The 15630-nt window shown below is 72.8% G+C and carries 13 protein-coding genes; 7 read left to right on the top strand and 6 right to left on the bottom strand.

Annotated features, from left to right (window positions below):
- Nucleotides 1-114: 114 nt before the first annotated feature.
- Nucleotides 115-975, top strand: a complete 861-nt coding sequence (locus tag K2F47_RS10960) for a formylglycine-generating enzyme family protein (protein ID WP_242905893.1) — start codon at nt 115-117, stop codon at nt 973-975.
- On the opposite strand, the gene K2F47_RS10955 is transcribed toward K2F47_RS10960, so the two are convergent.
- Nucleotides 976-1581, bottom strand: a complete 606-nt coding sequence (locus tag K2F47_RS10955) for a TetR/AcrR family transcriptional regulator (RefSeq protein ID WP_242902765.1) — start codon at nt 1579-1581, stop codon at nt 976-978. It abuts the gene before it with no gap.
- Between the two features lie 88 nt (nt 1582-1669).
- Between K2F47_RS10955 and K2F47_RS10950 the strand changes: the two genes are divergently transcribed.
- The 6 genes from K2F47_RS10950 (at nt 1670) to K2F47_RS10925 (ending at nt 8271) form a co-directional block, all read left to right on the top strand.
- On the top strand, nt 1670-2665 hold the full coding sequence (locus tag K2F47_RS10950) for an LLM class oxidoreductase (protein WP_242902764.1): 996 nt from the start codon (nt 1670-1672) through the stop codon (nt 2663-2665).
- Nucleotides 2662-3147: a flavin reductase family protein gene (locus tag K2F47_RS10945; protein WP_242902763.1), complete on the top strand. Its 486-nt coding sequence runs from the start codon at nt 2662-2664 to the stop codon at nt 3145-3147. The genes K2F47_RS10950 and K2F47_RS10945 overlap by 4 nt, the downstream gene beginning before the upstream one ends.
- Nucleotides 3148-3234: 87 nt before the next feature.
- On the top strand, nt 3235-4209 hold the full coding sequence (locus K2F47_RS10940) for an alpha/beta hydrolase (RefSeq protein ID WP_242902762.1): 975 nt from the start codon (nt 3235-3237) through the stop codon (nt 4207-4209).
- A gap of 183 nt (nt 4210-4392) precedes the next feature.
- Nucleotides 4393-6417, top strand: coding sequence for a serine/threonine-protein kinase (locus K2F47_RS10935; protein ID WP_242902761.1), 2025 nt, complete (start codon nt 4393-4395; stop codon nt 6415-6417).
- 3 nt (nt 6418-6420) lie between these two features.
- Nucleotides 6421-7716, top strand: a complete 1296-nt coding sequence (locus tag K2F47_RS10930; protein WP_242902760.1) for a serine/threonine-protein kinase — start codon at nt 6421-6423, stop codon at nt 7714-7716.
- A 120-nt stretch (nt 7717-7836) separates the two neighbouring features.
- Nucleotides 7837-8271, top strand: a complete 435-nt coding sequence (locus tag K2F47_RS10925) for a Fur family transcriptional regulator (protein ID WP_242902759.1) — start codon at nt 7837-7839, stop codon at nt 8269-8271.
- A 58-nt stretch (nt 8272-8329) separates the two neighbouring features.
- On the opposite strand, the gene katG is transcribed toward K2F47_RS10925, so the two are convergent.
- From katG to K2F47_RS10900, 5 genes are all read right to left on the bottom strand, one after another.
- Nucleotides 8330-10558, bottom strand: coding sequence for a catalase/peroxidase HPI (katG, locus tag K2F47_RS10920; protein WP_242902758.1), 2229 nt, complete (start codon nt 10556-10558; stop codon nt 8330-8332).
- Between the two features lie 27 nt (nt 10559-10585).
- Nucleotides 10586-10990, bottom strand: coding sequence for a Fur family transcriptional regulator (locus tag K2F47_RS10915; RefSeq protein WP_272496974.1), 405 nt, complete (start codon nt 10988-10990; stop codon nt 10586-10588).
- 171 nt (nt 10991-11161) lie between these two features.
- Nucleotides 11162-12343 carry a serine hydrolase domain-containing protein gene (locus K2F47_RS10910; protein ID WP_242902757.1) on the bottom strand — a complete coding sequence of 394 codons (1182 nt, stop codon included), beginning with the start codon at nt 12341-12343 and terminating at the stop codon, nt 11162-11164.
- Nucleotides 12340-13917, bottom strand: a complete 1578-nt coding sequence (locus K2F47_RS10905) for an alpha/beta hydrolase (protein WP_242902756.1) — start codon at nt 13915-13917, stop codon at nt 12340-12342. The genes K2F47_RS10910 and K2F47_RS10905 overlap by 4 nt, the downstream gene beginning before the upstream one ends.
- 80 nt (nt 13918-13997) lie before the next feature.
- Complete coding sequence (locus tag K2F47_RS10900) at nt 13998-15491, bottom strand: hypothetical protein (RefSeq protein ID WP_242902755.1); 1494 nt, start codon at nt 15489-15491, stop codon at nt 13998-14000.
- Nucleotides 15492-15630 lie beyond the last annotated feature (139 nt).

The raw sequence follows: 15630 nt of genomic DNA, 5'->3' as shown, positions 1-15630 counted from the left end.
GGAAGTCGCGATCATATCGGGCACCGGCGAGCAATCGGGGAGATGGTCGCGGCGGCGTAACCGTGATGGCCTGGAAAAGGCATCAACGTCCGATGGGAGGACGCGGTGGGGGAAATGGTACGGGTCCCCGGAGGGGAATTCCTCCAGGGGTCGCCTCCGTGGCTGCTGGACTGGCTGGACGAGAACGACCAGCCGCTGCCCCGCATCTGGTTCGGCGACGAGACGCCCCAGTTCGTCCAGCGCCTCGCGCCCTACCGGATCGACCGCCATCCCGTCACCGTCGCCGATTTCGCCGCGTTCGTCGAGGCCACCGGCCATGTCACCGACGCCGAGGAACGCGGCTACGGCCTCGTGTACACCGAGCGCGGATGGCAGGAGACCGACGGCGTGTGCTGGCGCGCGCCGGGCGGGCCGGGCACCAGCTCGGCGGAAATGCAAGGCCATCCCGTCGTGCACGTTTCCTGGCAGGACTGCGTCGCCTATGCGACCTGGGCCGGAAAGCGGCTGCCGACCGAGGCCGAATGGGAGTTCGCGGCGCGCGGCGGCCCCGATTTCCGCGTCTGGCCGTGGGGCGACAAGTGGGACACCGCCAACGCCAACACCGCCGAGTTCCACGCCGGGACGTTGAACACGCTCGCGGCGTGGAAGTCGTGGTGGCAGGCGACGTGCGCGCAGGACGGCCCGGTCCCGCGCACGTCCCCGGTCGGAGCGTTCTCTCCGCGCGGCGACAGCGAGTACGGGTGCGCCGACATGGCCGGGAACGTCTACGAATGGACCTCGACGCTCTCGCACCTCTACGCCGAGTCGACCGAATGCGACCCGACGCTGCGGGCCGCCATGGGCCATTACCGCGTCATTCGCGGGGGCTCCTGGATGAACTTCCGCTATCAGACCCGGTGCAGCGAGCGCATGCACGGCGACCCGAGCGGCTGGTCGTCGTTCGCGCACGGCTTCCGCTGCGCGCAAGACGTGTAGTCAGAAGGATCGGATCAGCTGGGCCAGGTGGCGGGCGGCGATGTGCAGCGGCTCCTCGCTCGCCGAGACCCGGCACAGCAGCTCGGCGCCTTCGAGGGTGCTGAGCACCGAGCACGCCAGCTCGCGCGCGACGTCGTCGGAGAGCCCGGCCGCGCCGAGCTTGCCCGCCAGCAGGTCGCGCCACTGCCGCAGCGCCTCCTCCGACGCGCGCTGGATCGCGGGTGAGCGGCCGATGAACTCCAGCGCGGTCGCGGCGACCGGGCAGCCGTCGGTCCAGTCGGAGTCGCGCAGCGTCCGCGCCAGCAGCCGGGCGCACTCCGCGACGGCCTCGGCGGGGTCGTCGCTGCTGTCCAGGCCGGTGCGGAGCAGGTCGGTGAACTCGTCGGCCCCGTGCCGCAGCGCCTCGACGGCCAGCTCCTTCTTGCCGCCGGGGAAGAAGTGGTACACCGAGCCGAGCGTGGCCCCGGCGTCCTGCGCGATGCGCTTGATGCCGGTCGCCTCGTAGCCCTGCCGCTGCATCAGCACGGCGGCGGCGCGCACGATCCGCGCGCGGGTGCCGTCGGCGGGGGCGCGGGCCGGGGCGCGGGTCACCGAGGGTGCGTCCATCGTCTCAGCGTACTTGATAGAACGTTCGTTCTAGTGCTAGAGATAGATCGTCCGCGCACTAGAACGAACGCTCTATTTGGAGGCCGAGATGTCCCTGCTGGACGACCACCCGGGGTACCGGCGGATGTTCGCGCCCGGGCGGCTCACCGTCGGCCTGTTCCTGCCGCTGTGGCCCTACTCGGGCGACATGGCGAAGATGTCCGGCCAGGGCGAGGCGGTGCAGCTGGCCGACCGGTCAGGGTTCTCCGCCATCTGGGTCCGCGACGTCCCGCTGACCGTTCCGAGCTTCGGCGACGTCGGCCAGGTCTACGACCCCTGGACGTATCTCGCCTGGCTGGCCGCGCACACCCGGGAGGCGGCGCTGGCGGCGGGCAGCGCGATCTTCACCCTGCGGCACCCCCTCGACCTCGCCAAGCAGGCGGCGTCCATCGACCACCTCTCGGGCGGACGGCTGGTCCTCGGCGCGGCCAGCGGCGACCGGCCCGCCGAGTTCCCCGCCTACGGCGTGGACTACGAGACGCGCGGCGAGCGCTTCCGCCAGGCCGTCGACATGTTCCGCACGCTGCTGGAACAGCGGAGCCCGGTGGTGTCGTCCCCGCTCGGCCAGATGCGGGACGTGGACCTGCTGCCGAAGCCGGTCAGCCGCCGCATCCCGATCCTGGTCACCGGGTCGTCGCAGCAGACGCCGGAGTGGAACGCCGAGCACGCCGACGGCTGGCTCACCTACCCGGGCGACCCCTATACCTCGATGGGCACCAGCGCCCTCGGACGCAAGGCCAAGAAGTGGCGCGACCTCGTCCCCGGCGGGGAGTTCAAGCCCGTGGCCACCAACGAGTGGATCGACCTCGTCGAGGACGCGAACCACCCGCCCACGCCGCTGCGCGCCGGGTTCGTCATGCGCACGGGCACCAAGGGGCTGATCGACATTCTCGGACGCTGGCAGGACGCCGGAATCAACCACGCGGCGCTCGGCGTGCAGCACGGCTCCCGTCCGGCCGCCGAGGTGGTCGAGCAGATCGCCGCGGAGGTGGTCCCGCACTTCCCGGCCCTCACCGGGCCCGCGCCCAAGGCGCCGGTGTGGTGACGGGTGAGGAACACCGGCGGGCGATGCGGCACCTGCCGACCGGCGTCGTGGCGCTCACGACCCGCTGCCAGGGCAGGCCGCACGCGATGACGATGAACGCCGTGCTCTCGGTCTCGACCGACCCGCCGACGCTGCTGGTGTCCGTCGGCACCCGCACCCGCACGCACGAGATCCTCGACCGCAACGGCTCCTACACCGTCAACGTCCTGGCCCGCGACCAGCGGGAACAGGCGGAGCGGTTCGCCGAGAGCGCGCCGATGGAGGCCGACCAGTTCGCGGGCGTACGGTGGCGGCCGACGCCCGCGACGGGGAACCCGCTGCTGCTGGACAGCCTGGTCGCGATCGACTGCCGGGTGCGGCGGCGCATCCGGCTCGGCGACCACACCCTGTTCGTCGGCGACGTCGTGGACGTCGTCCCCGGACGCGTCGCCGAGCCGCCGCTGATCTTCACCGGCGGCCGCTACGCGACGGCGGGCCGCTGACGACCCGGCCGGTTGGGGTGTCAGGCCCACCCCGGAGGTGAACCTAGGCCCCTGTCCGGGTCTCCGGCCGCTTCCTACGGTTCGATCATGACTACGGATCACACCGGACCGGCCCTGCCCGGTCGGCGGGCGGCACTGCGGGGACTCGGGCTGGCGGCGGGCGGCGCGGCACTCGCCGCGGGGCTCGACGCCCCGCACGCGAGCGCCGAGACGCACCGGCGGCCGACCACCTTCGTCCTCGTCCACGGGACGCACAGCGCCGGGGCCTTCTGGCTCCCGATCGCCCGCGAGCTGTCGCTGCGGGGGCACCGGGCCGTCACGGTCGACCAGCCCTGGCACGGCGCCGAGGCGTTCATCCCCGAGGCGTACCAGCGGCAGGACCTCAAGGCGCTGGCGACCGAGCCGTCGCCGCTCGCGGGCATCGGCCTGGACGACTACGAGCGGCGCGTCACCGGCGTCGTGCGCCGGGCCGCCGCGCTCGGCCCGGTCGTGCTGGTCGGGCACAGCCTGGGCGGCGCCTCGGTCAGCCGCGTCGGCGACGCCGTCCCGCACCTGCTGCACCACATCTGCTACATGGCCGCGTTCTGCCCGAGCCGGAGCATGCCCACTCCGGACGACTGCACCGCGGCGCCCGAGAACAAGGAGGCGCTCATTCCCTACGACCAGATCATCGGGGATTCCGAACGGCTCGGCGTGATGCGGCTGAACCCGCGCACGGGCGACGCGAGGGATCTCGCCGCGTTCAAGGCGATGATGTGCGCGGACTATCCCGACGACGCCTTCCGCCGCGCGCTGGGCATGGTCCAGACCGACGAGCCCATCAGGGCCTACGCCGGGCGGGCGGTCGGCCGCGCCGAGACCTGGGGCCGCCTCCCCCGCACCTACCTGCGGTTCGGCAACGACCGCACGATCGCGACCGCGCTCCAGGACCGCATGATCGCCGAGGCCGACGAGCTGACCCCGCGCAACCGGTTCCGCGTGCACGACTTCCCGGGCGCCTCGCACCTCGGCCCGCTCGATCCCGCCCCGGTAATCGACGCCCTCGCCACCCTCGCACGCTGACTCCGAGTAATCGGAATCGGCGTCGAGGCACCTGGATATTCGCGCCGTGTGATCGCCTGGCTCAATTCACGACCCGCGTGTGAGTCGAATTACCAACAAAGGCGTCCCGGCTTCCGGACGGGGGACGGGGGCGCCATTATGGGGGCGATGTGATCTCAGGACGGGTGCGGGGAAGGCAGGGGCGTGGAGCGGTTGCGGCCGGGCGATCCCGGACGGGTCGGTCGCTACCGCCTGCTGGCCCGGCTCGGCGCCGGCGGCATGGGCGTGGTCTACCTCGGCCGCTCGCCCGGCGGGCGCACGGTGGCGGTCAAGGTCATCGGCGCCCGGCACGCGGGCGACCCGACCTACCGGGCCCGGTTCGGGCGTGAGGTCGGCGCGGCCCGCACGGTCAGCGGGGCGTTCACGGCACCGGTGCTGGACGCCGACGCGGGCGCGGAGGCGCCCTGGCTGGTCACCGCCTACCTGCCGGGGCTGACGTTGCGGGAGGCGGTCGCCGAGCACGGAAGGTTCCCGGCGGCGGCGGTCCGCACGCTGGCCGCCGGGCTCGCCGAGGCGCTGGTCGACATCCACCGCGCCGGGTTGACGCACCGCGACCTGAAACCGGCGAACATCATGTTGACCGCGGGCGGCCCCCGGGTGATCGACTTTGGCATCGCCCGTCCCGAGGACGCCGTCACGATCACGCGGGTGGGGTTCAACCCCGGCACCCCGGGGTTCATGTCGCCCGAGCAGGCGGCGGGGCGCAGGGTCGGGCCGTCCAGCGACGTGTACTCGCTCGGCGCCGTGCTCGCGTTCGCCGCGACCGGCGCCGAGCCGTCCCGCGACGGGGTGGAGGCCGGGCTCGGCGCGCTGGACGACGCGTGGCTGCGCGACCTGATCGAGGACTGCCGCCAGCCGGAGCCGGGCCTGCGGCCGTCCGCCGCCGAGCTGCTGGCCAGGCTGGACGGGACGGGCCCCGCGCACGGCGCCCGGTGGCTCCCGAACGGGATCGCCGAGGCGATCGACGACCGCGCGCACCAGGCGCGGCACCCGCCCGAGCCTCCGGCCACGGACGGCGACGCGCCCCTGGTGAGCAGGCGCGTGCTGGTGGCGGGCGGCGCGGCGGCGCTGGCGTTCGCCGGTGCGGGCGCGGCGCTGGTCGCGCTGTCGCGAAGCCGGGGCGGCGGCCAGGCGGCCCCTGGCCCGGCGACCAAGGCGACGTCGCCGTCCGCGCGTCCCTCACCGGCCCTGACCCCGCCGCCGCTCGCGGTCCGGCGGTGGAAGGTGAACGTGGGCGAGTACTACCCCGACCTCGTCACCGCGGGCGGGGTGGTGCTGGCGCACTCCGAGGGGCAGCTGCGCGCGCTCGACCCGAGAACGGGCCGGACCCGCTGGAAACAGTCCTCGTGGGACATCGCCCATATCAGCGTGGACGACGACGGGGTGTTCCTCTTCGACCCCGTCGGCGACCGGGTCCGCATGGTGCGCGCCTCGTCCGGGACCGAGCGGTGGGGGTATCCCTGGACGTCCGAGACGATCCCGACGTACCTGGTGGCGGGCACCAAAGTGTCCTGCATCGGTCATGGGACCGTCACCGCCCTGGACGCGCGCACCGGGCGGCGGCGCTGGGACGCGCGCGTCGGCGCCGAATACGGCGTCGCCGCCGGGGACGACGTCGTCGTCGCGGTCGACAGGTCGACGGTGTCGGCCCTGGACGCGGGCACCGGACGGCTCCGATGGACGTACCCGGCGAGGTTCGGCCACTTTCCGCAGGCGTGCTACGGCCTGGTGTTCGCCTGTGACGGCCCGGGCGCGGTGCACGCGCTGCGGGCCGACACCGGTGCGCTCGTGTGGAAGCGGCAGATCCACGAGGACGTCTTCGACGGCTCCGGGTTCGCGGCCGGGCACGGGCTCGTCTACTACGGGACGCCCACCGGGGACGTCCTCGCCCTCCGCGCCGCGACCGGCGAACAGGTGTGGACGCGGCGGCTGTTCGGGTCCACGTCCCGGAACCAGTGGAACGCACTCGGCGTCGCCGGGAACACGGTGTACGTGGCCTGCGCCGACCGCAACGTCTACGCGCTGGACGCGGCCGACGGGCACACGCGGTGGCGCTACCCGGCCGACGTGACGATCCGGACGTCCGCGCCGGTCGCCGTCGGCGGGTCGGTGTTCATCGGCACCGCCAACGGGTCCGTGGTGGCCCTCACCCCGCCGGACGGGGTCTAGCCGGTGCGGCCGCTGGAGCAGAGCGACCCGAGGTCGGTCGGACGGTTCCGCATCCTGGCGCGCGCCGGGTCCGGGGGCATGGCCGTCGTCTACCTCGGCCGGTCCGCCGGGGGCCGCGCGGTCGCGGTGAAGATGATGCACGCCGAGTTCGTCGACGACCCGGAGCACCGCGCGCGCTTCCACCGCGAGGTGGCCGCGACCCGCGCCGTCGGCGGCCTGTACGGGCCCGGCCTGCTGGACGCGGACACCGGCGGGCGGCGCCCCTGGATGGCGACCGAGTTCGTGCCGGGGGTGTCGCTGCGCGACGCCGTCCGGTGGTTCGGCCCGCTGCCGCCGGGCGCGGCGCGCGTCCTGGCGGCCGGGCTGGTCGAGGCGCTCACGCTGATCCACCGCGCCGGATACGCGCACCTCGACCTGAAACCGGCGAACGTGCTGCTCACCGGCGACGGACCGCGCGTGATCGACTTCGGCATCGCCCAGGACTCGCGGGCCGGTGCGCCGGTCGCGGGAGGCCCGGCGGGGTCGCGCGGGTTCATGTCGCCCGAGCAGGAGGCCGGGGCGGTGACCGGGCCGCCGTCCGACATCTACTCGCTGGGCGCCACGCTGGCGTTCGCGTGCACCGGCGAGCCTCCCGGCGACGGTCTGGCGGCCGTCCCCGACGAGGGCCTGCGGGCGGTGATCGCCGCCTGCCTGCGCCCCGACCCGGCGTCCCGTCCCGACCTGCGCGAGCTGGCCGGGGCGCTCGCGCCCGAACCGCCGGCGGCATGGCCGCCGCCGATCCAGGACGAGATCCACCGGCACATCGCCGAGATCGAGAACCCCCCGACGGCGCCGCCGGTGCCACCGGCCGCGCGGCGGTGGGTGCTGCTGCTGTCGGGCGCGGGCGTCCTGGTCGCGTGCCTGGGCGGCGGCGCCGTCGGCACGTCCCTCTTCCTCAAGGACGACGCTCACCCGAAGGAGGACGCCCGGGAGACGGGCTCCGCGTCCCCGACACCCCGCAGGACGGCGTCGGCGTCGCCCGCCGCGCGCTCCCGCGTGCTGGAGATCCGGCTGGACGGCGACGTCCGGCTGACGTCGCTGACCTACACGATCAACGGGAGGACCACGACGCTCCGGAACGTCGCGCTGCCCTGGAAGGTCGCCGTCGACGTCCCGAAGTACCCGCCGCCCGCCGCCTGGCGCATCCGGTACCGGCACCCGACCGGCGAGGTCGGATACCACGTGTTCGTGGACCGCATCCTCGCCGGGGCCGGGAGCAAGGGCGGCGGCACCAGCGGCGGCGGCCAGGGCAACTCCTGACCGGGTCGCGTCCCCCCGGCGACCTCGGCCGTCCCGGCGCATCATGAGAAAAGTGACTTAGACTGATGTCATTTGTTGACTTGAGTCGTTCGTGATTCGTGAAGGGCAGGTTCGGCCATCGTGACCGCTCAGCCCGCTCCGTCCATCGCCGATGAACTGCGCGGTGCCGGCCTCCGGGTGACGGCCGGACGCGTCGCGCTGCTCGAGACCGTCCGGAGCGGCGACCACCTCGACGCCGAGACGATCGCGTCGGGCGTGCGCGACCGCGTCGGCCACATCTCGCTCCAGGCCGTCTACGAGGCGCTGCACGCGCTGACGGCGGCGGGCCTCGTCCGGCGGATCGAACCGGCGGGCAGCCCGGCCCGGTTCGAGGGGCGGGTCGGCGACAACCACCACCACCTGGTGTGCCGCGAGTGCGGCGCGGTCAGGGACGTCGACTGCGTCAAGGGCGCCGCGCCCTGCCTCGACCCGTCCGACGACGAGGGGTACCTGGTCGACCAGGCCGACGTCACGTTCTGGGGGCTGTGCCCGAACTGCCGCCCGAAGACCCCCTGAACAGCGGAAACGTCCAGGCCGACCCGCGCACGGGCCGACCTGGACGTCACCGGGACGATCAGGCGAGGTCGTACCGGTCGAGGTTCATCACCTTGTGCCACGCGGCGACGAAGTCCTGGACGAACTTCTCCTTCGCGTCGTCGCTGGCGTAGACCTCCGCGACCGCGCGGAGCTCGGAGTTCGAGCCGAACACGAGGTCGGCGCGGCTGCCGGTCCACTTGACCGTGCCGGAGGCGTCGCGGCCCTCGAAGGTCTCCGCCTCCTCCGACGTCGCCTTCCACACCGTGCCCATGTCGAGCAGGTTCACGAAGAAGTCGTTGGTCAGCGTGCCGGGACGGTCGGTGAGGACGCCGAGGGACGACTGCCCGTGGTTCACGCCGAGCACGCGCAGCCCGCCGAGCAGCACGGTCATCTCCGGCGCGCTGAGCGTGAGCAGGTTCGCCCGGTCGATCAGCAGGAACTCGCCCGGCAGCAGGTGGCCCTTCACGAGGTAGTTGCGGAAGCCGTCGTGCGCCGGCTCCATCACCGCGAAGGACTCCACGTCGGTCTGCTCCTGCGACGCGTCGGTGCGTCCGGGCGTGAACGGCACCTCGATCTCGTGGCCGCCGTCCTTGGCGGCCCGCTCGACCGCGGCGCACCCGCCGAGCACGATCAGGTCGGCCAGCGAGATCCGCTTGCCGCCGGTCTGCTCGGCGTTCCAGGTCTCCTGGACCCGCTCCAGCGTGCTCAGCACCCTCGCGAGCTCGTCGGGGTTGTTGACCTCCCAGCTCCGCTGCGGTTCGAGCCGGATGCGCGCGCCGTTGGCGCCGCCGCGCTTGTCGGTGCCGCGGAAGGACGCGGCCGACGCCCACGCGGTGGCGACGAGCTGCGAGATCGACAGGCCGGAGTCGAGCAGCCGGGCCTTGAGGTCGGCGACGTCCTGCGGGCCGACGAGCTCGTGGTCCACCGCCGGGACGGGGTCCTGCCAGACCAGCGTCTCGGACGGGACCTCCGGCCCGAGGTAGCGGGGAAGCGGCCCCATGTCGCGGTGGGTGAGCTTGAACCAGGCGCGGGCGAACGCGTCCGCGAACTCGTCGGGGTTGTCCTTGAAGCGGCGCGAGATCGGCTCGTAGATCGGGTCGAAGCGCAGCGACAGGTCGGTCGTCAGCATCATCGGCTGGCGGTTGAGCGTCCCGTCCTCGGGGTCGGGCACGGTGTTGGCCCCGGCGCCGTCCTTCGGCCGCCACTGGTGCGCCCCGGCGGGGCTCTTGGTCAGCTCCCACTCGTAGCCGAAGAGGTTGTCCCAGAAGCTGTTGTCCCAGGTGGTCGGGGTGGCCGTCCAGGTGACCTCAAGGCCGCTGGTGTGGGAGTCGCGGCCCTTGCCGGTGCCGTGCGTGCTCTTCCATCCGAGGCCCTGGTCCTCCAGCGGGGCGCCCTCGGGCTCGGGGCCGATGCTGTCGGCCGGGGCCGCGCCGTGCGCCTTGCCGAAGGTGTGGCCGCCCGCGATCAGCGCGACGGTCTCCTCGTCGTTCATCGCCATCCGGCCGAACGTCTCGCGGATGTCGCGGGCCGCGGCGATCGGGTCGGGGTTGCCGTTCGGGCCCTCCGGGTTGACGTAGATGAGCCCCATCTGTACCGCGGCCAGGGGGTTCTCCAGCTCGCGGTCGCCGCTGTAGCGCTCGTCGTCCAGCCAGCCGGTCTCGGGGCCCCAGAAGACGTCCTCCTCCGCCTCCCAGGCGTCCTCGCGACCGCCCGCGTAGCCGAAGGTCTTCAGGCCCATCGACTCCAGCGCGACGTTGCCCGCCAGGATCATCAGGTCGGCCCACGAGATCTTGCGGCCGTACTTCTGCTTGACCGGCCACAGCACGCGGCGGGCCTTGTCGAGGCTCGCGTTGTCGGGCCAGCTGTTGAGCGGCGCGAAGCGCTGCTGGCCCGCTCCGGCGCCGCCGCGGCCGTCGCTGACGCGGTAGGTGCCCGCGCTGTGCCACGCCATCCGAATGATCAGCGGGCCGTAGTGCCCGAAGTCGGCGGGCCACCAGTCCTTCGAGTCGGTGAGGACGTGCGCGATGTCGCGCTTCACGGCGGGCAGGTCGAGGCTGTTGAACGCCGCGGCGTAGTCGAAGTCCTCGCCCAGCGGGTTGACCATGGGCGAGTTCTTGTTGAGGAGCTTCAGGTTGAGCTGCTCCGGCCACCAGCCCCGGTTGCCGCCGCCTTGAGTGGGGTGGGACGCGCGCGTGTGCGCGACCGGACACTTGCCCGCGGCGTCGGCGTTCGTGTCGTTGACGGTGCTCTCGTTGTTTTCGGACATGGTTCCTCCAGGGCTAAGCGGTGCGCATCAGGAACTCTGGGTTGTGGCACACCCGGGGCACAGGCCCCAGTAGATGACCTCGGCCTCGTCGATCGAGAAGCCGCTGTCGTCGGACGCGGTGAGACAGGGCGCCTCGCCGACCGCGCAGTCGGCGTCGGCTATCTCCCCGCAGGTCCGGCAGACGACGTGGTGGTGGTTGTCGCCGACCCGTGACTCGTACCGGGCCACATGGCCGGACGGCTGGATGCGCCGCACCAGACCCGCCGCCGTGAGCGTGCGCAGCGAGTCGTACACCGCCTGGTGGGACACCGCCGGGAGGTCGGCGCGCACGGCACCGATGATCGAGTCGGTGTCGGCGTGCGGATGCGCGTGAACCGCGCTCAGCACCGCCAGGCGGGGCCGGGTCACGCGCAGCGCGGCCCCGCGCAGCATCTGCCGGAAGTCCATGGGCGTCGCCACGCACCACAGACTGGCGCGCTTTCTTGAATGAGTCAAGATTAGAATGGGCCTCTTTGCCCAGCCGTTGCCCGCGTCGGCGCTACGACGGCGGACCGCCGCGGCCCGGGGCGCGTTGCGGGCCGCGGCGGGGTTCTGACCTGCGCCTTAGCGGGAGGTGGGGCAGAGGGCGGCCTCGACCAGCCGCAGCGACGCCCTGTCCTGGGCCTCCTGGCCGTCGCCGCCGACCCGGAAGGTGGAGACGGCGACGTTCGCGGCGCGGCGGCCGTCCGGGGTCACGCCCGACTCCGAGACCACGCCGAGGCTCGTGCCGCCGTGGAACCAGATCCCGCCGCCGCAGTTCCCGGCGGGCCGCCACGCGATGCCCAAGCCGTACCGGACGCCGGGCGCGGAGACCCAGTCGGTGACCTTCACGGTCTGCTTCATCTGCGCGAGCTGGGCGGGCTTCAGCAGTTTCCCGCTCATCAGCGCGCGGAGGAAAGTCCCGTGGTCGTGGGTCGTGCTGATGATCCCGCCGTCGGCCCAGCCGCCCGTGGCGACGGAGGTGTCGGTGAGGTCGGTCCGTCCCGGGAACCGGGTGTAGGCGGTGGCGCTCGGCTGCGGGACGTAGGACGACCCGGCGGGCGTCATCGTGTGCCGCAGGCCGAGCGGCTCGATGATCCGGTCGTGGACCTCCTGCTCCCACGGGTGCCCGGTGACCTTCTCGATGATCATCCCGGCGAGCACGTAGTTGGTGTTGGAGTAGCCCCAGTGGGTCTCCTCCGCGGGGTTCGCCGCGTCCGGGACCCACTGCGGCGGTTCGGTCATCGCCGCCGCGACCTGCTCGCTCGGCGTGGACGAGCGGAACCGGTTCTCCTTGTACTTCTCAGGCGTCAGGTCGCTGCCGTCGCCCAGTTGGATCGCGACGTAGTCGTTCAGGCCGCTGGTCTGGCGCAGCAGGTTCTTCACAGTGATCTTGCGCCCGTCGTTCCCGTGGCCCTTGACGACGCCGGGGAGCCATTTCTCGACGGTGTCGGTCAGCCGGAGTTTGCCCTCACCGACCAGTTGCAGCGCGACGGTCGAGGTGAACGTCTTGGTGTCGCTGCCGATCCGGTAGTAGGAGTTCCACGGGACGGCCTGCCGGGTCTTCAGGTCGGCGACTCCGGCGCGGGCGACGCGGCTGTCGTGGTCGGTCTGCATCTCGGCGAGGACGCCGGTGGCGCCGGTCGCGTGGATGGCGTCCGCGTCCCGCTGAAGATCGCTCGTAGCCGGGGCCGCTGCGGACGCGGACGGCGCGAGGGCGGCCAGCAGCGCGCCCGCGGCCAGGGTGCCGGTGACGTGCTTGTTCATCGTCGCTCCTGGGGGTGCGCGCAGGTGAGGTCGGCGGCGGGCAGCGTGCCGGTCCGCAGGTAGGCGTTGACGGCGTCGTCCGCGCAGGGGACGGGGGTGAGGCCGTCGACGGCGCGTCCGTAGACGCCGTGCGAGCGCAGGTCCGCCGAGATCATGCGGGAGCCCTTCAGCCTGCGGTGCAACGCGACCGCGCCCTCGTAGGGGACGTTGTTGTCGCGCGTGGCCTGGAGGAGGAGCAGCGGCACGCGGTTGTCGACCGCGACGCCCGGTTCGCGCGGCTCGGTCTTCCAGAACGGGCACGGGAAGATCGCGTTCGCCACCGCCGCGAAGACCGGCTGGGTGGGGCGCGCCCGCTCGATGTTCCGCCAGTACTGTTCCGGTTCGGTCGGCCATCCCCCGGCGGGCCAGCCGCCGTCCCCGCACATGACCGCGTTGCCGCTGTTGAACAGGTTGTCGAGCTCGGGGCTCGGGTTCTCGAACAGGCCGAGCCAGCCCGCGAGTTCGGGGATCGGCTTCACCTGCCGTCCGGCGGCGGCGTCGGCCAGGTTCTGGACGCTCCTCGCGAGGACGTCGTTGTTCTCCTCGATGCCGACCATCTGGCGCAGGAACAGCCCGAGCACGCTCGGGTTCACCTTGTACTCGCCGAGCGTGAGGGGGCCCTTGTCGGTCTTGGCGCTGATGTTCTCGACGGTCGCCCTCACCTGGCGGGGCGTGCTGCCGAGCTTGTACCGGTCCGAGCGGCGGGCCGTCCACGCGGCCCATTCGGAGAGGCCGCGCTCCTGCGCCGGACCGGCGGCCTGGAAGTTCTCGTACTGCGTCTTCGCCGGGTCGGTGACGCTGTCGATCACGATGCGGTCGGCGTGCCCGGGGAACAGCTGCGTGTACGCGGCGCCGAGGTCGGCGCCATAGGAGATGCCGTAGTAGGACAGTTTGCGCTCGCCGAGGACGGCACGGATCAGGTCCATGTCGCGGGCGACGTTCCGGCTGGACGCGTGGGGCAGCAGTGCCGCGTTGTTCCCGTGCTCGTAACAGCGCTCGGCCGTGTCCCGCGCGTTCCGCACCGACGCCTCGAACGCCTCCCGCCGCGAATGCGTGTCGGCGGGCTTCGGCGAGTCCCCGCAGTAGATCGGGGTGCTGCGGCCGACGAAGCGCGGGTCGAAGCCGATGAGATCGTAGCGGTCCGCCGCGTCCTTCATCGCGGGCCGCATCAGCGCCGCGTACTCCAGCCCCGGCCCGCCGGGGCCGCCGGGGTTGGCGAGCAGGATGCCGCGCCGGTGCGCCTGATCCTTCGCCTTGACGCGGGAGACGGCGATCTCGATGGACGGCCCGCCGGGCGCCGCGTAGTCGAGCGGTACGCGCACCTTCGCGCACTCAGCGCCCGCCTTGGTCAGTTCGGCGGCGTCGGACGGGCAGGCGCCCCAGTCCAGCCGCTGCCCGAGGTAACGCGACAGGCCGCCGGGCGAGGACGGCCGGGACGCCGGTGCCGAGGCCGCGGCCGAAACCGTCCCCGTCCAGCCGACGAGCCCGGCGACGCCGAGCGCGGCGACGGCCGTTGCGATGCGTGGCATGGTCATGCGTCCGATCCCACCGCCCGGGCCCGGGCGAGATCACTACGGCTGGCTCGTGGCCCGGGGGGGGGGACAACCCGAACTCCTCAGCGGACGACGAGCGATTCGAAAGCGTCCCGGATGTCGGAGGTGGACGCGTCGACGTACATCTCGTCCGGCGGGGGCCCCTCCCCAAGGTAGCTCTCGTACTCGATCCGCCCGGGGCAACTCGAACCGCCGATCTGCACCTTCTTGTCGGCGACGCGCTTTCCGGTCCGCAACTCGTACACCTTCACGGGTACCGCGATCTTCCGGAAGGTCACGTTCGAGACGCCCCAGTGCCCCTTCTCCGGCACATAGGGGCAGGTCTGGACGCGTTGCCCCATTTCCTTCTCCCCCATGCAGACCACCAGCGACGCCTTGGCCGCGTCCCGGGTCTTCCAGCCGCCGGGCAGCCTGCCCGCGTATTCACCGGGGCCGGTGAAGTACGCGCGATTGGTGCCCCTGCCGTAGGCGGGCGCGCCGCTGTATTTCGCCGGGTCGGCGCAATAGCCGCTGTCGAGGTCGTCGGCGTCGTCGCTGTCCTTCAGCAGTTGCGTGACCTGCGCCAGCTCAATGGCGAGCGTGGCCTTTCTGACGCCCTCGCGCGCCTGGGCGGCCTGCGCGAAATTCGGATAGCGGTCGAGGAGGTCCTGGTAGCGGACGCGCGCCGCCAACCATTCCTTGGCGGACATGAGCTGGTCGCCGCATGCGATCAGCGCGGCGGGCGCCGTCCGCGCGACGATCGCGGCCGACCGGTCGAGCATGTCGTGGCTCGCGTGCCGCGCGCGGAGCCAGTCGGTGAGCGCGACCGTGGCGCAGTGGTCCTTGGCGGGCAGGCCGCGCAGGAAGCCGTCCAGCACGACCTCGACCATCCGCCCGTGGCCGGGCTCGTGCCGCAGCACCCACGCGAGGCCGTCGAAACCCCGCACCAGCGCGAGGGTGCTGCCGCCGGACAACGCGGTCGTGAAGTCCGCTCCGGCCGCCGCGAGCCTCCGGCACACGCGGGCCGTCCGCTCGGCTTCGGCGACCAGCGGGGAGTCGGCGACGCGGTCGCCGAACCAGATGTCGCGCTGGGCCTTCCGCGCCTTCGCGCAGTCGCCGTCGCGGCGGGCGTCCGCGAGCGCGTCGCCGACCGTGGCGGCGTTGTAGCGCAGGAGGCCCAGCACCAGCAGCACCGGGAGCGTGGCGGCGAGCGCCACCACGAACTGCCCGCGCACCCTGCCCACTCCGGACCAACCGGCCCAGGCGCTCCGCCCGCCCGCCAGGAACCAGCCGTTCGCGACGAGGGCCGCCCAGTAGACCAGCACGAGGAGCTCGAACCACACCGAATGTCCCGACTCCGCGAGCACGTCGAGGAGGACGAGGGTGACGATCCCCGTGGCGACGGCGCGGCGGTACCGCCCGAGCATCAGGTAGCCGACGTTGAGCAGGGACGCGTTGGCGAGCGCGACGGCCAGCGGATCGCGCGGCGGTCGGAACCGGCGCGGGGGCGTCGGGGCCGGTGGCGGAGAGTACGGAGGTGGGGGCGGTGGGGGCGTGCCCTGGCTTGGGGGATACATCGTCGTCCTTCGGCGCGAAGCGGGGCTGACGGCGGGCCGCACCAATTGTTCGTCGGCGGTACCGGGACGGGTCCCGGGCCGACTACCGGGCGTGGATTTCCGCAGGTCAGCAACGCCGATAAGGGGAGAACGGAGATGA

This window comes from Actinomadura terrae (genome assembly GCF_022751215.1).
GTDB lineage: Bacteria > Actinomycetota > Actinomycetes > Streptosporangiales > Streptosporangiaceae > Spirillospora > Spirillospora terrae.
This window is presented reverse-complemented; position numbering and strand designations above follow the sequence as displayed.